The 23654-nt window shown below is 59.8% G+C and carries 24 protein-coding genes and 4 pseudogenes; 15 read left to right on the forward strand and 13 right to left on the reverse strand.

All coding sequences use genetic code 11. The features are described 5' to 3' along the window. Positions 1-138: 138 nt before the first annotated feature. Together ETW24_RS05020 and ETW24_RS05025 are read right to left on the reverse strand one after the other, a co-directional pair. The gene (locus tag ETW24_RS05020; protein ID WP_129370024.1) at positions 139-1686 is read right to left on the reverse strand and encodes an alanine/glycine:cation symporter family protein; all 1548 of its coding nucleotides are present in this window, start codon (positions 1684-1686) and stop codon (positions 139-141) included. A gap of 9 nt (positions 1687-1695) precedes the next feature. Further along, positions 1696-2133, reverse strand: coding sequence for a universal stress protein (locus tag ETW24_RS05025; RefSeq protein ID WP_129370025.1), 438 nt, complete (start codon positions 2131-2133; stop codon positions 1696-1698). Between the two features lie 107 nt (positions 2134-2240). Here ETW24_RS05025 and ETW24_RS05030 point away from each other — a divergent pair, with 107 nt between their 5' ends. The 7 genes from ETW24_RS05030 to ETW24_RS05060 all read left to right on the forward strand — a co-directional run bounded on the left by ETW24_RS05030 (position 2241) and on the right by ETW24_RS05060 (position 7588). Continuing rightward, the gene (locus tag ETW24_RS05030) at positions 2241-2774 is read left to right on the forward strand and encodes a winged helix-turn-helix transcriptional regulator (protein WP_254695701.1); all 534 of its coding nucleotides are present in this window, start codon (positions 2241-2243) and stop codon (positions 2772-2774) included. A gap of 265 nt (positions 2775-3039) precedes the next feature. Next, on the forward strand, positions 3040-3231 hold the full coding sequence (locus ETW24_RS24445) for a hypothetical protein (RefSeq protein ID WP_205877360.1): 192 nt from the start codon (positions 3040-3042) through the stop codon (positions 3229-3231). Positions 3232-3330: 99 nt separating this feature from the next. Then, on the forward strand, positions 3331-3624 hold the full coding sequence (locus ETW24_RS05040) for a DUF3618 domain-containing protein (RefSeq protein WP_164982693.1): 294 nt from the start codon (positions 3331-3333) through the stop codon (positions 3622-3624). 447 nt (positions 3625-4071) lie between these two features. Beyond that, a complete protein-coding gene (locus ETW24_RS05045) occupies positions 4072-4455 on the forward strand; it encodes a hypothetical protein (RefSeq protein WP_129370027.1) in 384 nt (127 codons plus the stop codon). 71 nt (positions 4456-4526) lie between these two features. Next, positions 4527-5477, forward strand: coding sequence for a YihY/virulence factor BrkB family protein (locus ETW24_RS05050; protein WP_129370028.1), 951 nt, complete (start codon positions 4527-4529; stop codon positions 5475-5477). 13 nt (positions 5478-5490) lie between these two features. Next, the gene (locus tag ETW24_RS05055) at positions 5491-6474 is read left to right on the forward strand and encodes an endonuclease/exonuclease/phosphatase family protein (RefSeq protein WP_129370029.1); all 984 of its coding nucleotides are present in this window, start codon (positions 5491-5493) and stop codon (positions 6472-6474) included. After that, positions 6461-7588, forward strand: coding sequence for an AI-2E family transporter (locus ETW24_RS05060; protein ID WP_129370030.1), 1128 nt, complete (start codon positions 6461-6463; stop codon positions 7586-7588). Before ETW24_RS05055 ends, ETW24_RS05060 begins: the two co-directional genes overlap by 14 nt. A gap of 74 nt (positions 7589-7662) precedes the next feature. On the opposite strand, the pseudogene ETW24_RS05065 reads toward ETW24_RS05060, so the two are convergent. Further along, positions 7663-7833 (reverse strand): annotated as a pseudogene (locus ETW24_RS05065) (integrase core domain-containing protein); the annotation flags it as partial. Positions 7834-7919: 86 nt separating this feature from the next. Between ETW24_RS05065 and ETW24_RS25330 the strand changes: the two are divergent. After that, positions 7920-8225, forward strand: a complete 306-nt coding sequence (locus tag ETW24_RS25330) for a transposase (protein WP_441328127.1) — start codon at positions 7920-7922, stop codon at positions 8223-8225. On the opposite strand, the pseudogene tnpC reads toward ETW24_RS25330, so the two are convergent. From tnpC to ETW24_RS05085, 3 genes and pseudogenes are all read right to left on the reverse strand, one after another. Beyond that, positions 8173-9689, reverse strand: a pseudogene (gene tnpC / locus ETW24_RS25335) (IS66 family transposase). The gene ETW24_RS25330 and the pseudogene tnpC sit on opposite strands and share 53 nt — an antisense overlap. Before the next feature lie 70 nt (positions 9690-9759). Further along, on the reverse strand, positions 9760-10020 hold the full coding sequence (gene tnpB / locus ETW24_RS05080; protein ID WP_129370032.1) for an IS66 family insertion sequence element accessory protein TnpB: 261 nt from the start codon (positions 10018-10020) through the stop codon (positions 9760-9762). After that, positions 10017-10397: a transposase gene (locus ETW24_RS05085; RefSeq protein ID WP_129370033.1), complete on the reverse strand. Its 381-nt coding sequence runs from the start codon at positions 10395-10397 to the stop codon at positions 10017-10019. Before ETW24_RS05085 ends, tnpB begins: the two co-directional genes overlap by 4 nt. 265 nt (positions 10398-10662) lie before the next feature. On the opposite strand from ETW24_RS05085, the gene ETW24_RS05090 reads away from it, so the two are divergent. After that, entirely contained in the window at positions 10663-10884 is a 222-nt protein-coding gene (locus ETW24_RS05090; protein WP_129370034.1) for a hypothetical protein, read from the forward strand. 147 nt (positions 10885-11031) lie between these two features. Here ETW24_RS05090 and ETW24_RS24450 read toward each other — a convergent pair. Together ETW24_RS24450 and ETW24_RS24455 are read right to left on the reverse strand one after the other, a co-directional pair. Further along, a pseudogene (locus ETW24_RS24450) lies at positions 11032-11858 on the reverse strand (IS91 family transposase); the annotation flags it as partial. 93 nt (positions 11859-11951) lie between these two features. Continuing rightward, positions 11952-12458: pseudogene (locus tag ETW24_RS24455) on the reverse strand (tyrosine-type recombinase/integrase); the annotation flags it as partial. Here ETW24_RS24455 and ETW24_RS05100 point away from each other — a divergent pair. From ETW24_RS05100 to ETW24_RS05115, 4 genes are all read left to right on the forward strand, one after another. After that, positions 12457-12678: a hypothetical protein gene (locus ETW24_RS05100; RefSeq protein ID WP_129370035.1), complete on the forward strand. Its 222-nt coding sequence runs from the start codon at positions 12457-12459 to the stop codon at positions 12676-12678. The pseudogene ETW24_RS24455 and the gene ETW24_RS05100 sit on opposite strands and share 2 nt — an antisense overlap. 310 nt (positions 12679-12988) lie before the next feature. Then, positions 12989-14377, forward strand: a complete 1389-nt coding sequence (locus ETW24_RS05105; protein WP_129370036.1) for an aminotransferase — start codon at positions 12989-12991, stop codon at positions 14375-14377. Further along, a complete protein-coding gene (gene aguB, locus ETW24_RS05110) occupies positions 14365-15246 on the forward strand; it encodes an N-carbamoylputrescine amidase (protein WP_129370037.1) in 882 nt (293 codons plus the stop codon). Before ETW24_RS05105 ends, aguB begins: the two co-directional genes overlap by 13 nt. Further along, complete coding sequence (locus ETW24_RS05115) at positions 15243-15704, forward strand: GNAT family N-acetyltransferase (protein WP_129370038.1); 462 nt, start codon at positions 15243-15245, stop codon at positions 15702-15704. Before aguB ends, ETW24_RS05115 begins: the two co-directional genes overlap by 4 nt. 37 nt (positions 15705-15741) lie before the next feature. Here the strand turns inward: ETW24_RS05115 and ETW24_RS05120 are convergent, their stop codons facing one another. The 4 genes from ETW24_RS05120 to ETW24_RS05135 are packed head-to-tail and all read right to left on the reverse strand — an operon-like array spanning position 15742 to position 20471. Then, positions 15742-16854, reverse strand: coding sequence for an agmatine deiminase family protein (locus tag ETW24_RS05120; protein ID WP_129370039.1), 1113 nt, complete (start codon positions 16852-16854; stop codon positions 15742-15744). 16 nt (positions 16855-16870) lie between these two features. After that, on the reverse strand, positions 16871-17800 hold the full coding sequence (locus ETW24_RS05125; protein ID WP_129370040.1) for an ABC transporter permease: 930 nt from the start codon (positions 17798-17800) through the stop codon (positions 16871-16873). Then, on the reverse strand, positions 17797-18804 hold the full coding sequence (locus tag ETW24_RS05130; protein WP_129370041.1) for an ABC transporter permease: 1008 nt from the start codon (positions 18802-18804) through the stop codon (positions 17797-17799). Before ETW24_RS05130 ends, ETW24_RS05125 begins: the two co-directional genes overlap by 4 nt. Before the next feature lie 11 nt (positions 18805-18815). After that, positions 18816-20471 (reverse strand): ABC transporter substrate-binding protein, encoded by a 1656-nt coding sequence (locus ETW24_RS05135; protein WP_129370042.1) that lies wholly within the window; start codon positions 20469-20471, stop codon positions 18816-18818. Positions 20472-20685: 214 nt separating this feature from the next. Here ETW24_RS05135 and ETW24_RS05140 point away from each other — a divergent pair, with 214 nt between their 5' ends. Together ETW24_RS05140 and ETW24_RS05145 are read left to right on the forward strand one after the other, a co-directional pair. After that, positions 20686-21675 carry an ABC transporter ATP-binding protein gene (locus ETW24_RS05140; protein ID WP_129370043.1) on the forward strand — a complete coding sequence of 330 codons (990 nt, stop codon included), beginning with the start codon at positions 20686-20688 and terminating at the stop codon, positions 21673-21675. Then, positions 21672-22715, forward strand: a complete 1044-nt coding sequence (locus ETW24_RS05145) for an ABC transporter ATP-binding protein (RefSeq protein ID WP_129370044.1) — start codon at positions 21672-21674, stop codon at positions 22713-22715. The genes ETW24_RS05140 and ETW24_RS05145 overlap by 4 nt, the downstream gene beginning before the upstream one ends. Here the strand turns inward: ETW24_RS05145 and ETW24_RS05150 are convergent. Beyond that, entirely contained in the window at positions 22712-23593 is an 882-nt protein-coding gene (locus tag ETW24_RS05150) for a LysR substrate-binding domain-containing protein (RefSeq protein ID WP_129370045.1), read from the reverse strand. The two genes, ETW24_RS05145 and ETW24_RS05150, sit on opposite strands and share 4 nt — an antisense overlap. Positions 23594-23654 lie beyond the last annotated feature (61 nt).

The following is a 23654-nucleotide window of genomic DNA, read 5'->3' on the forward strand; positions in this document are numbered from 1 at the left end:
AATCTAGCCTTCAAAGGCCAGGCCGGGGGATCGCGAGGCCGTCTGGCCTTTTAGAAATCAACCGCCCGGCAGAGTGGACGTAAGCCAAGGGCCTCAGGAAAAACTCCGGCGCAATTGGATTGCGCCGGAGCTCAGGGCTTAGGACGTGAATTTCTTCAGCTCGCCACCTTTCAAGCGAGCGGTGTAGGAAAAGAGTTCCTTTTTCACCAGTTTCATCAAGAAGTAGAGGCAGAAGATGTTGACCACAGCCATGGCAAAGATCGCTGCATCAGAGAAGTCGATGACCGGACCCAGGCTTGCTGCTGCACCAATCACGATGAAGATGCAGAAGATGATCTTGAAGGTCAGCTCCGCCAGTTTGCTTTCGCCAAACAAGTAAGTCCAAGCCTTCAACCCGTAGTAGCTCCAGGAAATCATCGTCGAGAAGGCGAAGAGCACAACTGCGATAGCCAAGACATAGGGGAACCAGCTGATGCCGGAGGCAAAAGCGGCGGAGGTCAGCGCAACACCGGAGTTGCCATCGACAGTTGCAATGGCTGTGCCCGCTTCGTTCAGCATGTAGTTGCCCGTCGCCGGATCGATAAGCAGCTGCTGCGAGATGACGATCACCAGCGCCGTCATGGTACAGATGACAACAGTATCAATCAGCGGCTCGAGCAGGGACACAAAACCTTCGGTGATCGGTTCCTTGGTTTTTACCGCAGAGTGCGCGATCGCCGCCGAACCGACACCAGCCTCGTTTGAAAACGCCGCTCGTTTGAAGCCCTGGATCAGCGCGCCGACCATGCCGCCTGCCACGCCAAGGCCGGTAAAGGCGCCGTCAAAAATCTGGCCGAAAGCCCAGCCGATCTTGTCATAGTTCACCGCCAGAATGACCAGTGCGGCGCCGACATAGAGGATCCCCATAAAGGGCACGACCTTTTCTGTCACATTGGCAATGGATTTGATGCCGCCAATGATCACGGCAAAGACAATGCCAGCAAAAACGAGCCCGGTGATCCAGCCCGGATAGTCTCCGACGATGCCGGATATCTGGGCATGTGCCTGGTTCGCCTGGAACATATTGCCGCCGCCTAGCGCACCAAGGATGCAGAAGACCGAGAACATGATCGCCAAGAACCGTCCGCCCGGCAGGCCAAGTTCTTTGAAGCCCTTGGAGATATAGTACATTGGTCCGCCGGAAACGGTCCCGTCAGAGTATTCGTTACGGTATTTCACACCTAGGGTGCATTCGGTGAACTTGGATGCCATGCCCAGAAGACCTGCAAGTATCATCCAGAACGTCGCACCAGGCCCGCCGATTCCAACGGCAACCGCGACCCCTGCAATGTTGCCAAGGCCGACCGTGCCGGAAAGAGCGGTGGCCAGCGCCTGGAAATGGCTCACTTCGCCCGCATCGTTGGGGTCAGAGAAGTCGCCTTTGACCAGCTGGACAGAATGTTTGAAGAAGCGGAACTGAACAAAGCCGAAGTATAGGGTGAAGATGCTGGCAGCGATGACCAGCCACATTACAATCCAGGGAAAGCTGGTGCCTGGAAACGGTGCAAAGATCAGCCCTACAAAGGGGCCGGTCAGATCCGCAAAGACCTGATTGACCTTTTCGTCAATACCCATCGCCTCCTGGGCGGAAAGCGGGGTGGACGCGAAGGCCGCGGCTGCGGCCAGCCAGAGTTTGGTCATTTTCATGATCTGCCCCTATCCTACAACCGTGACAGGCACATCGGCGTGCATCACGAGGTTCTGCGTCGAGCTGCCGAAAATGCGTTTGGCAAATCCGTCCGAAGAGGCCCGGCCAACGATGATCTGCGACCCGCCGTTTTCGACTGTGATCTTGTTCAGGGTCTCAGCCACATCGCCGTGCCGCACCAGACCGGTTGCCTTGAACCCGGCCTCTTTCAGTGCGCTGACAGCAGGTTCGACAATCCGGCTGTTGGCCAGTTTGATCTCCTCCTCGCGCCGTTTGTGGCGCTGAGCGTTTTCTTCGGGAGTCTGAAACGTAAATGGCGACCATTCGATGACATAGACGGCAAGCAGCTCACAAGCGTCGATTTTCGACGCCAAGTCCTTTGCAAAAGTGAGTGCGCGTTCACCGGTATCTGTCCCGTCAAGCCCTATGACGATTTTGACAGTCATTTTTTCCTCCGTGTGCAGTGTTTTTTTGACTTGGAGCGCGGCTGCTCCTGGACTGAGGCAGGCGGGATGCAAATGATTGACACCCTTGATCCCCAGGATCAGTATCAGTGATATTCACTAGTAATTGGGCATGTTGTCAGCGTTTGTGCAGGAAATGTTGCCTGCAAACAGCCGAAGAACAGGGAATATCACTGATGAGCAGGGATTTGGATAAGATTGACAATCGGATCCTGGAAGAACTGGAATCTGACGGGAGACTTTCGATTGTCGAGCTTTCTCAGCGGGTGAACCTGACCAATACCCCCTGTTCAGACAGGGTCAAGCGCTTGGAGAAATCCGGCTATATCAGCGGTTACCGGGCAGTTTTGAACAAGGAAAAGCAGGGACTGGGCCATTTGACTGTTGTGCAGGTTTCACTTGCGGCAACTGGCGGTGACAATTCGCTTGATGCGTTTAACGCGGCTGCGGCCCTAGTTCCTGAAATTGAAAGCTGCCTGATGATCGCCGGTTCATTTGACTACCTTCTGACAATCCGCACCCGGGACATCTCGCATTTCCGCCAGGTTCTGGGGGACAAAATCAACAGGCTGCCGAACATCCACCAGACCAATTCCTACACAGTTATTGAAGTTGTAAAGTGATCTGTGGTGGAGGGTGCGGAGTTCGGCACGGCTGGGTTGCCAAGCTCAGCAAAAAAACAATCCAGAAAGTTGGAACTCGCGGCAATGTTCCTCGGCGTTTCCTGGCAGAAAACCCTTGCCGCAGCCGGGGCCGCCACTTCCTGCTGGATTGCTGCTTTCGGAACAATGACCCAAGTGCTTCGCACTCGCAGCAGAGCAGTCACTGCGCCTGATGCGAGGGTCGTGGAGTTCGTCCCGATTTCCGGACAGATTGATTATTGACCCTATGCTGCGATTTTCCAAGTCATGGTCACGTATGCTTGCGCAGGGGGTGATTGCGGGAGCTGCGATCATTGCCTTGGCCGCCCTCAATGTGCTCGCGGCAGCCCTCGTTGCGGCCTTGATCGAAGCCGGAATTGATACGGGCTGGGCCGCTTTGATCATCGACGCTCTGTTTGGGGGCTGGCATTTGTCTTGATCAGTAAAGGCCTCAATGACCTTAGACTCTCAAACCTTGTGCCGACACGGACGGTCAAAAACGTCCAATGTGATGCAGCGGCCGTAAATGACGCATACGATGACAAATGATAACCGCAGCCCGAAGGGAATCGAACGAGAGATAGAAGAACAGCGTTCGGATCTTACGTCAAATCTCGAGGATTTGCAGGACAAGTTCTCTATCGACACCGCCGTTCGCCAGATCAGCGAACAATTTCGCGAACATGGCGGCGATATGGGGCGTTCCATCTCCGATCAGGTCAATGCAAATGCGATCCCGCTGGCGCTAACCGGTATTGGCCTGGCCTGGATGATGTTTGGAAGCCAGCAAAGACCGGCAGCAGCTTCGCGTTCATATGAGGATGAAGGCTGAAGCAGTGCTGAACGTGATTTCCGCCGCTCCCGACGGGAACAGCACCGCTCCTATACACCGCCATCTTCCTATGCGCTGCAGCATGACAATACGCCGTCATGGGCGCGGGATGAAAGCCATGACAAGGGCGCATCCATTGGCGAGAGGTTGTCTGGCGGCGCCGGCAGTGTCCAAGACAAGGCTGCGCAAGCCGGAGCGTCTGGCAAAGCAGGTGTGTCCTCAGTTGTTGATGGCGCATCGCGCGCCGGGTCTTCAGTTTCAGACACCGCTGTACCTGCCAGAACGTCTGCCGCCAGCAGCCTGCAGACCGCGCGTGAAGGGGTGGCAGCAGCGGGCAGCCGCATTGCCGAGGGACAGAGGCGATGACGCAAGAGGCCCGGCAACGGGTCATCACAGCACGCCGCAAAGCAATCGAGATGCGGAACTCTGCGTTGCGTTCGATGAACGATGGCGCAGATGCAGCCGCGGTTTTCTACGACCGCCAACCGCCAACCGCTGATGGCGGGTGCGCTCGCGCTTGCTGCCGGTGCCGCGCTGGGCGGTGCGCTGCCCCGGACAAAAACCGAAGATGATATGATGGGCGCGCAGAGCGGCACTCTCTTTGATCAGGCAGAACGCATCTCCGAGGAAGAAAAATCCAAGGCGATGTCCGTTGCAAAATCTGTTAAGGATGAGGTCAAGGATATTGCCTCTGAAACCAAGGTTGATCTCGATCCAGGCGCGCCCGGTGGCAAATCCGCTGTTGAAGCGGTTGGGGGCAAGGCCAAATCAGCCGCCAAACGCGTTGTAGATAAGGCTCAACTCCTTTGCCAAGGACGAGAAACTTGGTAGGCCCGGTACCTGAGATACGAATAGGGGGGGCGAGATTGGCCCCTATTGAACAAACTGGAAGAGGGCAAGCTATGGCACGTGGCCGCACCGCTGAAACACCTGCCGGCGTTCCGGCCGCTGGCTGGAAGGACATTGCATTTCGCGTGAAGGATGAAGTCGCAGAAGACCGGGTAGGGCTTATCGCTGCCGGTGTTGCCTTCTATGGCTTGCTGGCGCTGTTTCCCGCAATCACAGCATTGGTTGCCATCAGCGGTCTGCTGGTTGAACCAAGCGCAATTGTAGAGCAGCTGCAGGCGTTGTCCGGAATAGTGCCCGAAGAGGTGATAGCGATCGTTACCAAACAGGCAGCCGCTGTGGCGGGCTCTCGTGAGGGCGGTTTGGGGCTGGCCGCCGCCTTTGGTGTTCTGGTGGCGCTCTATTCCGCGTCTAAAGGCATGGCGAGCCTGATGGAAGGCATAAACGTCGCATACGATGAACAAGAGGAACGCGGCTTTATCAAGCTCAAGCTGGTGACGTTCGCGCTAACGATCATTCTTATGACCGGGCTGCTGATCGCGTTGCTGTCGATGCTGGGCCTCCCGGCTGTGCTTGCGTTTGTGGATCTGGGCACCTTTGTTGAGACAATCATCACCATTGGTTTCTGGATCATCCTTCTTGCGCTGTCGATCTTCGGGCTTTCGCTGCTGTACCGCTATGCGCCATCCAGAGACGAGCCCGAGTGGAAATGGGCCTCGGTGGGCGCCGTGGCTGGCTGTGTGCTTTGGGTTTTGGCTTCGGCCGGGTTTGCATTTTATGTCAGCAACTTTGGATCATACAACGAGAGCTTCGGGACGTTGGCAGGGGTCATTGTGTTGTTGATGTGGTTCTGGATCTCGGCGTTTATCATCCTGATGGGTGCGGAGCTGAACGCGGAACTGGAAGCACAGACGCGCTCGGATACCACGCAGGGCCAAGATGAGCCGATGGGCCACCGGGATGCCGAAAAAGCAGACAATTTGGGAGAGGCAGCCGGCAAGCAATGAACGTATCAGTTAAATGTTGAGTGCTCTTTTCTGGTCGCTTGCTATTGCTGTTCTGGTAGTGACAGCATTGCCACTGACAAACAGCGTGCAGTGGTGGATACGGATGTGGGATTTTCCACGTCTGCATATCGCAATTGCTGCAGTGATCCTTATCGCGGCAACTTTGCCTTTTCCGGTACAATTCAAACCAATCCTATTGGGGGCGCTGGCAACCGCGTTTGCCTATCAAGCGGTGCAGATCTTTCCTTACACGCCCTTGGCATCAACCGAGGTCGATCTGTCGCCTGCACCCTCTGCAGCTGAGGAAGTGAATATGCTGGCGGTTAATGTGCTGATGGAGAATACCCGCTACGATGATCTGGTCGAGATTATAAATCGCGAAGATCCCGACGTGTTGCTGCTGATGGAAACCGACGCCGCTTGGGCAAAGGCACTGCAAGGTGTTTTGGCACGCTACAATACCGTCAAATCGCATGTGGCGGACGACCACTATGGCCTCATTTTCGCGACCCGTCTGGATGTTGTCAGCGCGGAATTTCTGTGGCCCGCCGATGATGATACGCCTGCGGTCAAGGCCGTCTTGCGCGCTCCGAACGGGCCTGAATTCAACTTTATTGGCCTGCACCCGCGACCACCGGTTCCGGGCAACGATACAGAAACCCGGGACAGGCAGATCAAGAACGCGGCTCTGATGACCTCATCATCGGATCGCCCCACTATTTGCATGGGCGACTTTAACGATGTGGCCTGGTCCTGGACAACCAAGCGTTTCAAACGCTACGGCAATTTTGCTGAGCCGCGTGTCGGCCGTGGAATGATCTCCAGCTTTCACGCCGATTACCCATTCATGCGCCTGCCCATTGATCAGATTTTTGTAACAAATGACGTCGGTCTCGTCTCTTTTTCACGGCTGGAGAGCTTTGGTTCGGATCATTTCCCGATGATCGCCACCGTGTTCTTCGAAGAGGGCAGGAGGGTAAACAATGGACAACGATGAACAGCCTGCCGGATCTGACACTGTTGAACCCGCAGAAACGCCCGGTTTTAAGCGTCTCGAATTTCCAATTATGGGTATTTTTGGCCTTTTACTGCTGCAAGCCCTGGTATCTGCCAGCGATTTCCTGGTTCCAGTCATAACAGCGGTGTTGGGTTATTTTGTCCTGAACAGGCCCCGCCGCTGGCTGGGCCAGGCCGGTGTGCCGCCAGTGCTCTCTGCCGCCTTGTTTACGGTTCTGCTGGCGGTGATCATCGTTATCCTGCTGGTCCAACTCAGCAGCCCAGCTGCGCAGTTCATTGAAGATCTTCCGTCGCTGATGGAAGAGATCAAGCAAAAATTAACGGCGTCAGGCGGCGCTCTGGAAGCGATTAATGACGCTGCAGACGCTGCGGAAGAGATCATGGCGGACCAGGATGCGGATACTGTTGCCGTCGAAGTGGTGTCGAACACAGGTGTCGCAGCAACGATTTTCAGCATGGCTCCGGGCTTCTTGAGCCGGATTGCGTTCGCTCTCCTTCTATTGTTTTTCTTGGTCGCCTCCGGTGACATGTTTTTGACCAAGACAGTGCAGAGCTTCAACAGGTTCAGTGACAAGCGGCGCGCAGTGGAGGTCCTCTATGCGGTCGAAGATCGATTGGGCTACTATCTGGGTGGAATTACAATCATCAACGCGGGCCTGGGTGTCGCCATTGCCATCGCAATGCATCTATGGGGGCTGCCCAACGCACTAGTATTCGGGTTCACAGCCTTCGGCCTGAACTTTGTTCCGTTTCTGGGCGGGCTCATGGGGGCTAGCATTGCTGCAGCCGTCGCGTTCGTCAGTCTTGACGGGACATGGGCCGCCGCCGGGGTATTTGCGACATATGTCTTGCTTACATCCATCGAAGGGCAGCTCATTACTCCACTCGTCATCTCCCGCCGGATGAGGCTGAACACAACAGTTGTTTTCCTGTCTGTCGCGTTCTTTGCGTGGATTTGGTCGGTCATGGGGATGGTGATTGCTCTGCCAATCTTAATTGTGATCAAGATCGTCTGCGACGAAACCGGGACGCTTCAAACATTCACAAGATTCATTGGCGATGAGGAAGACGCTCGTTCTGACAAGAACGCTTAGGCCATAAAACACGGGCAGCCCGTAAACTTGTGGTCTGAGCTACTTCCCAATGTTTGGGCAGGATCTGGCGTAGTTTAAGCTACTTTCTGCTCCTGCTGATTGGTTTGGGGTTCATTATTTCTCAGCCAATAGACCGTGGCGGGAGGTTTGCCGCCAAGGTCGGAATGTGGGCGTCTCCGGTTATAGAACTCGATCCATCTGCCGACACCCGTTTTGGCTTCCGATCCGGTCTCCCAAGCATGCAAGGTAAGCGTTGTGCCTGGCGCACATTGTAGGGTTGCTTTGGTACTGCGAGATATCGCCCATCTCATAGTGGGGAGTGCGTTTCGCAATGTGTGCTACAAATTCGCTTCTCAAATCGTTGGGCGTCGAGATTTATTCGTCAGGTTACCGTCGGTGGCCGGATGCTGTGAAGGCGCAGGCTGTTTCGGAAACGCTTGAGCCAGGAGCGACGGTGAATGGGGTGGCGGCGCGGTATGGGGTGTTGCCAAACCAGCTGTCGGCCTGGCGCGCGCTGGCGAAGCAGGGGAAACTGGTATGTGCCTGCCCGTTGAACCCGACCTGTTCCGGCAGGGCTTGGCCTGTTACGCTGCTTTGGCAGCGTAACGCCAGGGTAGGAGCTCGTCGAGGCGTGTGATTTTGTGGTCTGCAATTTGGGCGAGAACCCATGTTAGCCAAGTCTGAGGATCGACGTCGTTGAGTTTTGCCGTTTCGATGAGGGTGAAGGCGATGGCCATGGCTTTTCCGCCGCCTTCAGAGCCTGCGAACATCCAGTTCTTCCGGCCGATGGCCACAGGCTTGACCGCACGCTCGGCTGTGTTGTTGTCCAACGCAAGGTGGCCGTTATCAAGGTATGGCCGCGCCTTTGGTATCCGGCCAAGGGCGTACCTGACAGCCTGGGCCAGTGGCGACTTGCCCGAGATTTTGGGCAGTTGCGCATGCAGCCATTCTTCCAGATCATCGAAGATCGGTTTTGATCGCGACTGTCTCAGCGCAACGCGCTCATCGGGCGCTTTGCCGCGCCCGTCTTTCTCCACTGCATAGAGTTCCGCAATCCGGCGGATGGCCTCCTCGGCGATGGCATTACCTTGGGACGCAAAGACATCCACGAACTTGCGTCTGACATGGGCCATGCAGGCCATCTCATCGGCCTTGCCCTCACCAAACAGACCATTGAAGCCAGAGTAGCCGTCAGCATGAACCCAGCCCTTGTAACCTGAGAGATGACTAACGGGATGCTCACCTTTGCGATCAATTGTGAACTGATACCATGCACAAGGCGGTGATGCTCCCGACCAGGGCCGCTCATCGCGCACATAGGTCCAGACCCGCGCGGTTTTGGTCTTCTTCTGACCGGGAGCCTGCATCTTCACTGGCGTATCGTCAGCAAAGAGAGCCCCACCGCGCCGGACGATCCGCCCGATCTCGTCGGCCAGGGGTTCCAAGAGCGCCGTTGAACGGCCCACCCAATCAGCCATGGTCGAACGATCCAGGTCGATCCCTTCGCGAGCATAGATTTGGCTCGTCGATACAACGGCAGATGATCGGCATACTTGCTGACCAGCACATGCGCCAACAGGCCGGGGCCGGGCCGCCCGCGCTCGATGGGGCGCGATGGAAGTGGCGATTGCACAATCGCGTCACAGTCCGAGCATGCCTTGCGGGGACGAACGATCCAGTTCACAACGAAGCGACCGGGGACGTATTCCAGTTCTTCGGTGACATCCTCACTGAGTGTCTTCAGCTTGCCGCCGCAGCGGGCGCAGTCTTCGCCCGGCGACAGCACTTCGTCATGCCGGTCCAGATGATCAGGCAGCGGCTTACGGCTGTGTTGGCGCGGCACCCCATCTTCACCGGATGATGGTTTGGTCCTGGCCTGTTCCTCCGCCACCTCAGCGATCTTCTCATCTGCTTCAAAGGTCAGATTGAGCTGATCCAAGTTCTCTGATCGTACACCAAAACGATGGCGGCTTTGCCCCGCTAATTGATGCTTCAGCTTCTCGATCAAGAGCGCCTGGGATTTGACCTCATCGGCCAGCAGCCGGTTCACAGCCCGCAGCTCTGCGGGATCGTCTGGCGTGATATCGAGGTCCTTGATCATCGCCAATCATATACTGGATCAGGGACAGAACGTGAATCCCGAAAGCGGTCAAAGCATTGTATTTATTGACTTAACCGACCTGCAATGGTCGCCAGGTCTTCTGTGGCATCCGCCAGTCGATCCCTTCCAGCAGCATCGACAATTGCGCTGGTGTCACACTGATCTTTCCATCCTTTGCAGCGGGCCACACGAACCTTCCCTTCTCCAGCCGCTTGCTGAACAGGCAGGCACCTTGCGCGTCCCACCAAATGATCTTGAGCAGATCCCCGCGCCGCATGTCCGTGACACCTGCCGCCAGCCAGACGCGCGTATTGCTAGGAACCGGGATCAAGCCATTAAGCCCTGTACCAAACCAATGATGGACCCAAGCGGCATCGGCCCTTCGATCAACACGCGCCACCCATCGGACAGCGTAATATCAACCTTGTTTGCGGAAAGAACTGTGGCTGGCGTGGCAACAATATCCGGAACTGGATGGGAGGCTGCGGCCGACACATCCAATTCGATGAAAGGCGCATCCGCAGGCATGGCAAGATCTTCCGCATCCGGTGCAAAGCGCGGATCCTTCAACCAGTTGTGGATCATATTGGCATTGGCGCAATAACGCCGCGCAATCTGTGCAACCGATGCCCCTGGAAGAACGGCCTGCTGGCAGATCTCCCGCTTTTCCTCATCAAACCACTTCCGGCGTTTTTTGCGATTACTCATAACTGACCCCTAAGTGTCCATTCAGCTAAGTGGACACTTAGATCACCGAGAAACGACGCGTGAGGTCGGGTTCATCGGACGCTCACCATGCAAGTAGACGCACTTGTATTTCAGGCTCCGCCACAGACGTTCCACGAAGATGTTGATCCACTGCCCTGCAGGGCAGTGCGAAGCAATGTCCCGAGAGGGGAGGAACCGGCCTTTGCCATCCATCCGCTGGCGTCGAACTTGAAGATGCGCTGAGCATCGCCGAGCAAATCGACATTTGAACCAAGTTGGCGGGCGGCACGTGCCGTTTGCCAATCCGGACCAGACCTGCGCTCGCGCCGCAGCAGTGGGCCGGGTCGGAGAAGCGCTCAAGCGGGAAATCGCGGGGTTGGGATTGGGCGGACCACCCCAGGTCTATGGGGATTTGAGCCGGTTGTTTGCCTTGGATTTTGCGGAGCTGGATGAGGCGGCAGCACTCTTGCAGGCGGCCTCAGCATAGGTTTTGCGGGCTTTGCTCAACATGCGTTGTATCCTGCGGTTTTCGTGACCTTCTGAACCACGGGCATCTGGGTTCCGGCCATGCCGGTGGGGTCGCAACCGGTTTTGAGCGCGGTTGAGATTGGACTTCCGGTTTTTGGCGCGCGTGTCATGCAGAAGCCCTCGCTGTTCCTGGCGGCGCTCTGGGGCGCCGTTCTGGCGCCATGGTTTCGACGATGACCAACCGCCCGCCGCAGCAGGGGCATGGCAGCGCGAGGACGCTGGCAAGTGCATCGGATGCATCGATATTGTCATCGCGAGCGTGACCCTGATCTGATCTTTCGGCCCCGAGCAGTTCCTTGATCCTGGCGATATTGGCGGCACGGTTGCCATTCCCGAAGAAGCCGTAGTGGCGGATGCGATGCTGCCCCTTGGGCAGGACATGGATCAGGAACCGGCGGATGAACTCGCCGGTCTTGAGGGTCATGGTGGTATGCCGCCCGGGACCGTTGACGCGGTAATCCTTGACGCGGAAGGTGACGCTCCGGCTGTCCATGCGGATCAGGCGGCTGTTGGAGATCGCGACACGGTGGGTGTAGCGCGATAGGTATGCCAGCACGGCCCTGGGTCCGGCGAAGGGCTCCTTGGCATACACAACCCAATCGATCTTGCGCAGCGGTCGCAGGAAAGCGTCGAAGGCCGCGCGATCGACAAGCCCGGCATGATCGCCGAAGAAATGCAGCTTCCCGGCTTTGTGCAGCCGGGCCAGCCCGTCCAGGATGAGGCGCCGGTAGAGGCGGGACAGCACCGGACAGAGAGGAAGAAATTCCTGCGGCAGGCGACCCAACCGGTGCCATCGGCAGACAGGCCACCGCCCGGTACGATCATGTGGACATGCGGATGGTGCGTCATCGCCGAGCCCATCGTGTCGAAGACGCGCCTCCGGCACGATGTGTGCAGGACGGATGTGATGCCGGCCCGGACGCCAAGGTGCTTGGATCCGGGCACGCCCGGGTCCTGGCTCGCGGGGCGTTGGGTCCACCACTCGCGCAACAAACCCAGAATGTCCCCGGGCAACATCACGTTGCGATCCTTGCGGCCTTTGGCCTGCACAATGCGGATGATCTTCTGTTCCCCGTCGATATCGCCGACCTTCAGCCGGACGACCTCGCCCGCGCGCATGCCGCACCCATAGGCGAGCGACAGCATTACGCGCGCCTTCAGGCCGGGCGCCATGGCCAGAACGCGTTTGACCTCGTTGCGGCTCAGCACCAGCGGCACCTTCACCGGTTCCTTCAGGTGGAAAACCTCGGCTGCCAGATCATGCCGCCGCAGGGTGACCCGGAACAGAAACTTCACCCCGGTCTTGGTTTGGTTGCGGGTACAAATGCTGGTCCCGGTCTCGATCAGATGCTGCTGGAAGTGCTTCACGTCATCCGGTGAAGCTGTGTCCGGAGATCGCCCGAGCCAGGAGGCAAACCGCTTGCAGGCCCGCAGGTGGCTGGTCTGCGCGGCTGGTCCGAGATTGCGTGCCGACATATCCGCGATCATGCGGCTACGAAGCGGTGTCGTCGGTGTAGGATGCTGAATGGTCATGGCGAAACCCTCTGTCAATCGAGGTAAAATCACCTCGACCAACAGCACACACCCGACATCGAAAACCGCGAAACAAATCCCGGTTCAGCGCAACGCCTGCCACACAGAACCCCTATCGCTGAGCGATTTAGTGCCTGAGCCCGTTTTACCAAATGCTGCGCAGCGCATTAACTGGTGCGAAGCCGACGTTGGCCGCGGTAAGATCGGCGCTGTTTTCTGAATGCCGTCTACCTCAACCCTGCAGTGCGGCCCGGGAATCTCCAGTTCGTTTCAGACGCTGCATCTATGCTGCACGACCATGATCAACAGCTTCATCTCTCGCAGCTTGCGGACACTCTCAATCCAGAAATACCGCATGGAGCAGGTTATCAGGCGGAGGCATGGCTGACCGGTGCGACATTGGTGATGGCCTGGTTCCTTGGATGGCAACCGGGTTGCCAATACCCACTGCGGGGGACTGTGCCCGCAAGGCAACCTGGAAGAAGCTGGGAGCCAGCAATGGAAACCCCGCCACATTCAGGAGAGTCCAGATGAGTGTTCCCGAACCGCAGACCGTATGGGCACAGGACCGCGCCCATCTTCTGCACCCCTACACGGATTTTGCCGCCTTTGCCGAAGAAGGCAGCCATGTCATCGCGCGTGCCCAGGGCATGCATGTCATCGATACCGAGGGCAACCGGCTGCTGGACGGCATTGCCGGGCTGTGGTGCGTGAACATCGGCCATGGCCGCGAGGAGATGGCCGAGACCATCGCCAAACAGGTGATGGACATGCAGTATTACAACCCGTTCGGGCACAGCACCAATGTGCCGGCGGCCCAGCTGGGCGCCAAGCTGGCGGAATTGGCGCCGGGGGATCTGAACCACATCTATTACACCTGCGGCGGCTCCACCGCCAATGATGCCGCAGTCCGGCTGGTCCACTACTACTTTGACATGAAGGGCCAGCACCGGAAGAAAAAGATCATCTCGCGGCAGAACGGCTACCATGGCGCCACCTATGTGGCGGCCTCGCTCACCGGCATCCATGGGACCAAATACGGTTTCGACCGGATTGGCGAGGAGTTCATCAGCCACGTTTCCGAAGCCAATCTCTATGCCAAGCCGGAGGGTTGGAGCGATGCGGATTATTGCGACCATTTGGTGCGCGAGTTCGAAGCCCGCATTCAACAGCTGGGCCCTGACAATGTGGCCGCTTTCATCGCCGAACCGATCATGGGTGCCGGCGGTGTGCTGGTTGCGCCCGCGGGCTACCACAAGCGCATGTATGAAGTCTGCAAGCGCCACGGCATGCTCTATATTGCTGATGAGGTGGTCACCGGCTTTGGCCGTCTGGGGGAGTGGTTCACCTCGGAAACGCTGTATGGCTATACGCCGGACATCCTGGTCTGCGCCAAGGGGCTGACTTCGGGCTATATCCCGCTGGGGGCAACGCTGATCTCGGATGAGATTTACGGCATCATCGCCAGGCCGCAGTGTGAGGGCGGCGTATTCTCAATGGGGCTGACCTTTTTCGGGCATCCCGTGGCCTGCGCGGCGGCGCTCAAGAACATCGAGATCATCGAGCGCGAAGGCATTCTGGATCATGTGCGGACGGTTGGCCCTTATCTTCAGGAAAGCGCCCAATCTCTGCTCAATCTGCCGATTGTGGGCGATGTGCGTGGCAGCCATCTGATGCTGGGCATCGATCTGGTTGCCGACAAGGCAAGCAAGGCCCCGCTCGATCTGTCCGAGCAAGCAGCCAGCAAGGTGTTCAAGGGCTGCATGGAGCGGGGCGTCATCGTGCGCCCGGTTGGCGACCGGCTCGTCCTGTCACCGCCGCTGATCATCAACAGGGAGCAATGCGACCAGCTGATCGGGGCTGTTGCCGGCTCAATCAAGGACTTCATTGAGCCAGGAGTGAATGCATGCGACAGATAACGCTTGCTGCATCCCAGATGGCCTGCAGCTGGGACATCGACGAAAACATCACCAAGGCTGAGGCGCTGGTGTCCAATGCCGCCGAAGCAGGGGCCCAGGTTATCCTGCTGCAGGAGCTGTTCGAAACGCCCTATTTCTGTCTTGAACAGTCACTAGACCACCTGCAGCTCGCCCGGCCGCTCGAGCAAAGCCGGGTGGTGTCGCATTTTGCGTCGCTGGCGCGGAAACTGGGTGTGGTGCTGCCAATCTCCTATTACGAGGAGGCAGGGCTGGCGCGCTACAACTCGCTGGCCATCGCCGATGCTGACGGGACCATCCTGACCAACTACCGTAAAACCCATATTCCGCAGGCACCGGGATATGAGGAGAAATTCTATTTCTCGCCGGGCGACAGCGGCTTTCAGGTGGTTGAAACCCGCTTTGGCCGCGTCGGCTGCGGCATCTGCTGGGACCAGTGGTTCCCGGAAACCGCCCGCTGCCTGGCGCTGCAGGGGGCTGAGGTGCTGCTGTTCCCGACCGCCATCGGCACCGAACCGAAGAACCCTGAATTGGACAGCAGCGGCCATTGGCGGCGCACGATGCAGGGCCACGCCGCGGCAAACATGATCCCGGTGGTGGCGTCCAACCGCGTGGGCACCGAACAGGGTGGCGAAACAGCCGGTGTCTTTTACGGCACCTCCTTCATCGCGGGCTATACTGGAGAGATTCTAGCGGACGCCAACCGCACGGAGGAAACCGTCATCACGGCAGCTGTCGATCTGGACGCCGCCGCGCGCTACCGCAGTGCCTGGGGGGTGTTCCGGGACCGCAGGCCGCATATGTACGGGGCGCTGCGTACCTTGGACGGCGAAACAGGGGCACTGCGATGACAAACTTGCTGACGATCCGAGCGGTTGAACAAAGCGACCGTGAATGCTGGGACCGCCTTTGGACCGGCTACCTCACCTTTTACAAGGCTACGCTGCCGGCGCGCATCTACGACAGCAGCTTTGCAAGGCTGCTGTCGGCGGATGCGCGGGAATACAGCGGCCTGATTGCTGAACTGAATGGCGAAGCCGTTGGACTCGCCCATTATTTGCTGCACCGCGACATGTGGTCGGTGGAAGATACCTGCTATCTTCAGGATCTGTTTGTCGATCCGCAGGCGCGTGGAGCCGGTATCGGGCGGGCTTTGATCGATGAAGTGGCGCGGCGGGGGGCGGCCGAAGGTGCCTCTGTCCTCTACTGGCACACGCAGGAATTCAATCACACTGCACGCAAGCTCTACGACCGGATTGCCGCGCTCACACCTTTTGTGAAGTACGACAAGCCCCTCTCCCGCAACTGAAACAGGGGCCAAGCAATTGGCCCCTTCTTTTTTGCTCTCAAACCGCGGGCACCTGCTGGGTGATGCAATGCACCCCGCCACCGCCGCCGCCGATCATGCGGCCTGAAACGCCCACAACGCGACGGCCGGGGAAAGCCTCGCGCAGGATGGCGAGGGGCTGGTCATCCTCGCCCTTCCTGCCGGACACCGGAACGACTACAGCGCCATTACAGATGTAGAAGTTCATGTGAACAACGTCATAGCTGGTCAACGGGATCTCAATAACCTCGAAGCGCCGCCCGTGGACGCCGGTTTCCTGCTGCAGGATGCGCTTGGCATCCTGGGTGATTTCGTAGTTCGGATCGGAGCGGTCATCGGTTGTGTGCAGCAGCACGACGCCCGGCGCGGCAAAGGCTGCCATGCCGTCCACGTGCCCGTCGGTGACCGGGTCCGGGGTGAGGCCGCGAGGCAGCCAGATCACCTTCTGAACACCCAGACCCGCCTTCAGCTCTGCCTCCACCTGGGCTTTGCTCCAGCCAGGATTGCGGTTCTTGTGCAGCAGGCATTCCTCGGTGGTCAGCAGGGTGCCCTGGCCGTCCACCGCCACAGCGCCGCCTTCCAGCACCAGATCGGACGTATACATTGGCAGGCCAAGGTGTGCCGCAAACCGGCCTTTTGCCAGCGTGTCGTGTTTGTAGGGCGGAAACTTGCGGCCCCAGCCGTTGAAGGTAAATCCAGCGATCCGGCGCGCGCCTTGCGCGTTCTGCACAATCATCGGCCCGCTGTCGCGCGACCAGGCATCGTTCAGCGGCATTTCGATCAGGCTGATCTCCGAGGACAACAGCTTTTTCGCCGTTGCCATATCGCGCCGCCGCACTGCCATGGTGACGGGCTCATACTCCGCCACGGTATTGGCCGCCTCCGCCCATTCCTTGCGCGCAGCGTTGAGCTGGTTGGGATACCAGTTCTGCGGCGGCGGGAATTGCATCAGCGTGCGCTCGTGCCGGACCCATTCGGCGGGAAAGGCAAATCCGTCCGCACCCGCGCTGCCCGGAATGATCTCAGCCCCGGTTTTGGCGTAGTTCACAGACCGGGCTGCCGCGGCAGGGCTTGCTGTCAGCGCACCGGATAGCGCCGCCGCCCCGGAGGCGAGAAAGTTTCGTCGGTTCATATCAGGGGTTCCTTGTTCAGATGCCGGCTTCGGACGCGCCAAGCGAAGGGTCGAGGTGGTCGCGCAGGCTATCGCCAAGCAGGTTGAAGCCGATTGCAACCAGGGCAATCGCGCCGCCGGGGAACACCGCCAGCCACCACGAGGCCGGCTGGTGAGTGAGGCTGTCAAAGATCATCGCGCCCCATTCCGGCGTTGGCGGCTGCGCACCCAGCCCAAGGAACGACAGTCCGGATGCCGCCAGGATCACAAAGCCCACGTCGGTGGTGGCCTGGACGATCACCAAGGGCCAGACCATCGGCAGCAGGTCCGAGAAGATCAGCCGCAGGTGCGAGGCGCCCATGCAGCGGGCGGCGGCAATGAACTCCTGCTCTTTCAGCGACAGGATGCGGCTGCGGATCAACCGGGCGTACCAGGGCCAGAACACCGCCGACAGGGCAATGGTGGTCGACAGCATCCCGCCGCCAAAGCTGGCGGCAATTGCCGCCGCCAGGATCAGCGCAGGGAATGCCAGGAACAGGTCGGTCACCCGCATCAGGATCTCATCCGCCAGCCCGCCGGCATAGCCCGCAATCAGCCCGAAGCTGGTGCCGATCACCGCAGCAACCGTCAGCACGGCAAAGGACACCGACAGCGAGATCCAGGACCCGGCCACCACCCGCGCCAGCATGTCCCGGCCGATCTTGTCTGTGCCCATCCAGTGCTCTGCCGAGGGCGGATCAAGCCGCGCCCGGATGTTCATCTTCAGCGGATCAAAGGCGGTGATATACGTGTCCATCGCATAGGCACCGAAGGCAAGAAGCGAGATCGTCAGCACCAGGGTGACAATTGCCACTGCCAGAGCAGCCTGGCCCGATGAACTGGCAAAACCGGCAACCGGGCGGATGATGCGGCCCAGGGTTTTTGGCAGGCGGGTGCGAGACGGGGGCAAAGAGGTTTCAGCGCTCATGTCAGATCCACCCGCGGGTCGAGGAAGGAATAGCTCAGATCAACCAGGAAGTTGATCAGCGTATAGGCCATCGACACCACCAGGGTGATGGCCATGATGGCGTTATAGTCGGAGGCCGAGATTGCATTGGCGGTGTAGCGGCCCAGCCCCGGCCAGTCGAAGATCAGCTCGATGAACACCGCGCCGGAAATCAGCAGCCCGGTGTTCAGCCCGAAGATGGTGACGATCGGCAGCAGCGCATTACCCAGCGCATGTTTGAAATAGACCCGGACCGGCGAAATTCCTTTGGCGCGCGCGGTGCGGATGAAATCCTGCGACAGCACCTCCAGAAGCGAGGTCCGCACCACCCGGATGGTGATCGCCATGGACGGGATCGCCAGCACAGCAACCGGCAGGACCATATGGTGCAGTGCGTCAGTGAACAGGTCGAACCGGCCCGCAATCAGGCTGTCGATGGTCATGAAACCGGTGACAAACTCAGGCGCTGCAATCCCGGTGCCAAGCCGTCCGCCAAAGGGCACCAGCCCCAGGGTAGCAAAGAAGATCAGCTGGCAGACCAGCGCAATCCAGAAGTCTGGCACTGACAGGCCCAGAACCGCCACGCTGCGCACGCCGGCATCCGCGGGCCGGCCGCTTTTGACCGCGGCCATAGTGCCCAGCAGCACCCCCAGAACCAGTGAGATCAGCCCCGCCGCAATGACAAGTTCCAGCGTTGCAGGAAAAAAGGCCTGGATGTCCTCGGATATAGGCCGCCTGGTAACAACCGAGCGTCCGAAATCGCCCTGCAGCACGTTGCCTGCATAGGCCGCGAATTGCGTGGTGACCGGGTCATCCAGGCCAAGCCGCTCGCGCACCGCAGCCACGGCCTCTGCATCGGCGCGGGCGCCGGCGATCAGGCGCGCGGGATCGCCCGGCAACAGCCGGGCGAGCGCAAAGGTCATCAGCACAACACCTGTCAGCAGAACCAGGGTGGCTGCCGTGCGCCTGAGAATGAAACGCAGCATTCAGACACCCCTCATGACGTGCGCGACAGGTTGTACATATCGAGCGTCGCCACATAGACCGGGTTGTTCTCCAGCCCGGCAATGTCGCTGCGCGATACAAACTGCGACCGCTCCTGCAGGATCGGCAGCCACGCCGGGTCTTCATTCGTCAGAATACCGGCAAGGCGCTGGAACTTGGCCGCCATTTCGTCATTTATCACCTGATTGCGCAGCTCGTCGATCAGCGCCGTCGCCTCGGCATTGCCGTAACGCCCGGTATTGCCGTCAAAGGTCGCCGCATCGCCGCTGAACAGCCCCCAGGCAAAGCTGTAGGGATGATCCACATTGGGCCACCAGGAGAAATAGAACAGGTCCGGGCGCTCCTCGGCGGCGCCTTCGCCAAAGAACACGTCGAGATAGGCGGAGAAGGACATTTCCTGCAGTTTGAGGCTGATGCCGATCTCGGACAGCCAGGCTTGCAGCAGCTGGCCTTCAATGTCCCCGAAACCGGAGTAATAGGCCATCGTCAGCTCGGTGTCTCCGGCAATCCCGGCCTCGGCCAGCAGCGCGCGGGCCTTGTCCAGGTCAAACGGCAGCAGCCGGTCCTTGCCGTCCATGCCCTGCATCAGCGATGGAAATACCGAGGTAGGTTTGTCAGCGGTGCCAAGCGCCACTTCCTCGATATAGGTGTTATGGTCAAAGGCATGGCAGAGCGCCTGGCGGGCGCGCGGGTCGGCCAGTTTCCCGTCGGTGGCAAAGGCCACATACTGCACGGTGAAGGTCGGCGTATCGGCCAGGGAGAACCGCGGGTCATCGCGCAAAACCACCATATCCTCGGGTTCCATCGCCAGGGTCATATCGGCTTCGCCGGTTTCCAGCAGCTGGCGGCGGGTGGCGGAGACCGGAATGGTCTTGGTGATCACCCGGTTGAAATGCGGATGGTCCCAGCCGCCGCGGAATTCTGTATTGGCGGCAAAGGTTGCATCCTGACCGGGGTTAAGGCTTTCCAGCGTATACGGGCCGGTGCCCACCGGATTGGCCTGCAGGTATTGCGACCCCATGTCATCATCACCCTTGGAATGCGCCTCGGCCGCGGTGGGGCTGGCGATCCAGAACCCGTATTGCGAAGACACCTGGCGATCGAAGAACGGGCGCGGCTCGCCCAGGTCAAAGCGGATGGTTTTGGCATCCACCACCACGATCTGGCTGTCCGGGTCATCCAGCTGCCAGGTGCCGGCCAGCCCGGCGGGATGCAGCACCAGACGGGTGACCGCTTTTTTCACCGCTGCGGCATCGCAGGCGGTGCCATCGTGGAACATCACCCCCTCGGCCAGGGTAAAGGTCCAGCTGCTGGCGTCTTCGCTGGCCTCCCAGGAGGCTGCCAGCGCCGGTGCCGCCTTCAGCGTATCGGTGCCGTCCAGCACGGTCAGCGTTTCATAGACCGGGCGCAGCCCATAGGCCCATTCGATATTGGTCGCCGGGTCAAGGTTTTCGACTGTCGCATCCACCAGCACTACCAGGGCATTGGGATCGCGGGCGCCAAGGCTGGGCGGAACCGCAGAACCTGCGGCCCAGGCCACCGTATCCGGCGCCGCCGCCAACGCGGCAAAGGCACAGCTGCCGGCCAGAAAGGACCGGCGCGGCAGATGGAATTGCGGTGTGTTCGGGCGTTTGGGCGGATGGCTCATGTTCAGCTCCCTATGTTGTCAGGAAATCTGCGCCTCGGCCAATCAGGGAGCCGCTTACCGTTTCCTTGCTCCTAAACTCCCAAAATAGTGCTGTTCCTGTCGATACCACCTATGGGGCACAGCCACCTGAAGCGGATGGGCTATAGTAATTTGCAATGCCCCGGTTCTCTCTGTGTGCCGGGGACACCCTGGCAAAAAGGATGTTGCGCGCGCCATGGCACTATTGGACGTCACGGATCTGAAAGTAAGCATCAAGGCAGGCGATCGGACGGCAGCAATTGTCGCCCCCCTTAGCCTGCGCCTTGCAAGGGGCAAATGCCTGGGCATCGTGGGTGAAAGCGGCTCCGGCAAAAGCACTGCGGCGATGGCCATTATGGGGCTGCTGGCAGATGGGCCTCTGCAGGTCTCCGGGCAGATCCTGTTCGATGGCGCCGATCTGGCACAGCTGCCCGCTGCGGAGTTCCGCAAACTGCAGGGCACCGGCATTGCGATGATCTTCCAGGACCCGATGAGCAGCCTGAACCCGGTGATGCGCATCGGCGATCAGATTGTGGAATGTCTGCAGGCGCACCGGCGCCTGACCAGAGCCGAGGCCCGCCGCAAGGCCATAGAGGCGCTGTCACGGGTCGGAATGCCGGACCCCGAAGGCATGATGGCCCGCTATCCGCATCAGTTGAGCGGCGGCCAGCGCCAGCGTGTCATGATCGCGATGGCCATTGTTTTTGAACCCAAGCTGCTGATCGCAGACGAGCCGACCACCGCGCTTGATCTGACGATCCAGGCGCAAATTCTGCAGCTCCTCAAAAAACTCTCACAGGATCTGAACATGGCGCTGGTGCTGATCACCCACGATCTGGGGGTGGTCGCCGGAATGGCCGATGAGGTGATCGTGCTTTATTCCGGGCGCGGCGTGGAGCGCGGACCCACTGCTGAGGTAATGGAAAACCCGCAGCATCCCTATACGCAAGGATTGCTGGGGGCGCATCCGTCAATGGACGGCGAGCACGCCCGGCTGACGCCCATTCCCGGAACCCCGCCGACGATCTGGCAGCGGCCCTCGGGCTGTGCCTTCCGCGACCGCTGCCCGGCAGCATTTGACACCTGCGCCCTGGTTGAACCGCAACCCGTTGCAATGCCGCAGCAGGCGCATAAGGTCGCCTGCCTGCTGCACGCCACCCTTTCCCAGGCAAAGGAAACCGCATGAGGCCGACACCGTCCCCGGCGCTTGAGATCAACAATCTTGCCGTCGAATTCCGTGCCTCCGGCAGCCGGGCGCTGTTTGAGAAACCCGCAACCTTCAAGGCGCTCAGCGATGTAACCCTGGAGATCCGGCAGGGCGAGGTGCTGGGCCTGATTGGTGAATCCGGCAGCGGCAAGACCACGCTGGGCAAGGCCATCGTCGGCCTCACCGGAACCTCTGCAGGCGGCATTCAAGTCAACGGCCAGCATATTGATCCTTCCTGTTCACCAGAGCGGCTCACTCTCGCGCGGCGGGTTCAGATGGTGTTCCAGGATCCCTATGCCTCGCTGCATCCCAGAAAGACCATCGGACGCATTCTGTCGGAACCGTTCAGGATCCAGCAAACCGCCTCGGGCCCTGAGCTCCAGTCCCGCGTCCGGGCGCTGCTGCGGCGCGTCGGGCTGAGCCCGGACCATGCGGCGCGCTATCCCCAGCAGTTCAGCGGTGGTCAGCGCCAGCGCATCGCCATCGCAAGGGCGATTGCCAATGATCCGCCGGTGATCATCGCAGACGAGCCAGTCAGTGCCCTGGATGTATCGGTGCAGGCGCAGATCCTGAATCTGCTGGACGATTTGCGTGCCGAACAAAACATGGCGATGCTGTTTATCAGCCATGATTTGTCGGTGGTGCGGCACCTGTGCCAGCGTATTGCGGTGATGTATCTGGGCCGGATTGTCGAGATCGGTCCGTCAAAGCAGATGACCGCTGCGCCTGCGCATCCCTATACAACGGCCCTCTTGTCGGCAGCGCCGCGGGTCAAGGCCAGGAACCGGGCACAGGCCGCGCCGATCGTGCTGTCCGGCGACGTCCCCTCACACGCCGCCATCCCCGCCGGCTGCCCCTTCCACACCCGCTGCTGGCTGTATGAGCAGAAGGGCTGCCCGGCCCGCTGCCGGACCGAAGTGCCGCAGCTGGAAACGCGGGCGGGTGGACGCCAGTCGGCCTGCTTTTTCCCGGATGAGGCGGCCAGACCGGCACCGCCCCCTGCGGCAGCCGGCCGCTAACTGCCGCCGGTTTCTGTCAGCATCCAATCCCATAACGCCCGGACCGCAGTGCGCTTCAGATTGCGTTCCAGGGTCACAAGGCGGTATTGGCCGCCGCCGCGCAGGCTGACAGGGCTTAGCACCTGCAGCCTGCCCGCGCGGACCAGCGGCTGCGCCAGCGTCCTGTCGCACAGGCACATCCCCAGCCCGCGCGTGGCGGCATCAACTGCCAGTGCGGTATCGGAGAAGTTCAGCCCCTTGGCGCAATCCGCCCGCTCCAGCCCGGCGGTCAGGAACCAGCTCTGCCAGTCATCGGGGTGTTCGTCATGGATCAGGGGGGCCTCGCCCATGCGGTTTTGAAAATCCGCCGCCAGACCGGGACTCGCCAGCGCAATGCGTTCTTCGCGCAAAAATGGCGCCGCGGCAAAGCCTTCACCAATCGGCGCCTCTGTTGTCAGCGTGATGTCAAATTCGGATTCGGTGAGATCGACGTCGTGGCTGCCGGTATAAAGCCAAGGGTCCACATCGGGATGGCTGCCGCGCAAACGCGCCAGCCGGGGCGCCAGCCAGAGCGCCCCGAAAGCGGGCGGCATGTGGATGACCACCGAACCGGGCTTGGAATAGGCGTCCAGCCGCCGCACCCCCAGCCGCACCGTCTCCAGCGCCTCCTGGGCAGAGACCATCAGGTCGCGGCCGGCGTCTGTCAGTTCCACCCGCCGGCTGATGCGCAGGAACAGCGGTTGCTGCAGATGAGTCTCCAGCGTCCGGATCTGATGCGACACTGCCGATTGCGTCATGTTCAGCTCTTCCGCCGCCAGCGAGAAACTGCCGAGCCGGGCCGCGGCTTCGAACCCGATCAGGGCGCCCAGCGGCGGTAAGGGGCGATAGGGGTTATTCATTAAAATATCTCATCCTAACCCGTAGAAATCCGCGTTTGTGCATTACATATTCTCACATTTA

It is taken from the genome of Leisingera sp. NJS204, from assembly GCF_004123675.1.
Lineage (GTDB): Bacteria > Pseudomonadota > Alphaproteobacteria > Rhodobacterales > Rhodobacteraceae > Leisingera.

Coding starts and splice junctions, on each gene's coding strand:
- ETW24_RS05020 (WP_129370024.1), bottom strand. CDS start 1,686: ATGAAAATGACCAAACTCTGGCTGGCCGCAGCCGCGGCCTTCGCGTCC.
- ETW24_RS05025 (WP_129370025.1), bottom strand. CDS start 2,133: ATGACTGTCAAAATCGTCATAGGGCTTGACGGGACAGATACCGGTGAA.
- ETW24_RS24445 (WP_205877360.1), top strand. CDS start 3,040: ATGCTGCGATTTTCCAAGTCATGGTCACGTATGCTTGCGCAGGGGGTG.
- ETW24_RS05040 (WP_164982693.1), top strand. CDS start 3,331: ATGACAAATGATAACCGCAGCCCGAAGGGAATCGAACGAGAGATAGAA.
- ETW24_RS05045 (WP_129370027.1), top strand. CDS start 4,072: ATGGCGCAGATGCAGCCGCGGTTTTCTACGACCGCCAACCGCCAACCG.
- ETW24_RS05050 (WP_129370028.1), top strand. CDS start 4,527: ATGGCACGTGGCCGCACCGCTGAAACACCTGCCGGCGTTCCGGCCGCT.
- ETW24_RS05055 (WP_129370029.1), top strand. CDS start 5,491: ATGTTGAGTGCTCTTTTCTGGTCGCTTGCTATTGCTGTTCTGGTAGTG.
- ETW24_RS05060 (WP_129370030.1), top strand. CDS start 6,461: ATGGACAACGATGAACAGCCTGCCGGATCTGACACTGTTGAACCCGCA.
- ETW24_RS25330 (WP_441328127.1), top strand. CDS start 7,920: ATGTGTGCTACAAATTCGCTTCTCAAATCGTTGGGCGTCGAGATTTAT.
- ETW24_RS05085 (WP_129370033.1), bottom strand. CDS start 10,397: ATGAGTAATCGCAAAAAACGCCGGAAGTGGTTTGATGAGGAAAAGCGG.
- ETW24_RS05100 (WP_129370035.1), top strand. CDS start 12,457: ATGGCGAAACCCTCTGTCAATCGAGGTAAAATCACCTCGACCAACAGC.
- ETW24_RS05105 (WP_129370036.1), top strand. CDS start 12,989: ATGAGTGTTCCCGAACCGCAGACCGTATGGGCACAGGACCGCGCCCAT.
- aguB (WP_129370037.1), top strand. CDS start 14,365: ATGCGACAGATAACGCTTGCTGCATCCCAGATGGCCTGCAGCTGGGAC.
- ETW24_RS05115 (WP_129370038.1), top strand. CDS start 15,243: ATGACAAACTTGCTGACGATCCGAGCGGTTGAACAAAGCGACCGTGAA.
- ETW24_RS05120 (WP_129370039.1), bottom strand. CDS start 16,854: ATGAACCGACGAAACTTTCTCGCCTCCGGGGCGGCGGCGCTATCCGGT.
- ETW24_RS05125 (WP_129370040.1), bottom strand. CDS start 17,800: ATGAGCGCTGAAACCTCTTTGCCCCCGTCTCGCACCCGCCTGCCAAAA.
- ETW24_RS05130 (WP_129370041.1), bottom strand. CDS start 18,804: ATGCTGCGTTTCATTCTCAGGCGCACGGCAGCCACCCTGGTTCTGCTG.
- ETW24_RS05135 (WP_129370042.1), bottom strand. CDS start 20,471: ATGAGCCATCCGCCCAAACGCCCGAACACACCGCAATTCCATCTGCCG.
- ETW24_RS05140 (WP_129370043.1), top strand. CDS start 20,686: ATGGCACTATTGGACGTCACGGATCTGAAAGTAAGCATCAAGGCAGGC.
- ETW24_RS05145 (WP_129370044.1), top strand. CDS start 21,672: ATGAGGCCGACACCGTCCCCGGCGCTTGAGATCAACAATCTTGCCGTC.
- ETW24_RS05150 (WP_129370045.1), bottom strand. CDS start 23,593: ATGAATAACCCCTATCGCCCCTTACCGCCGCTGGGCGCCCTGATCGGG.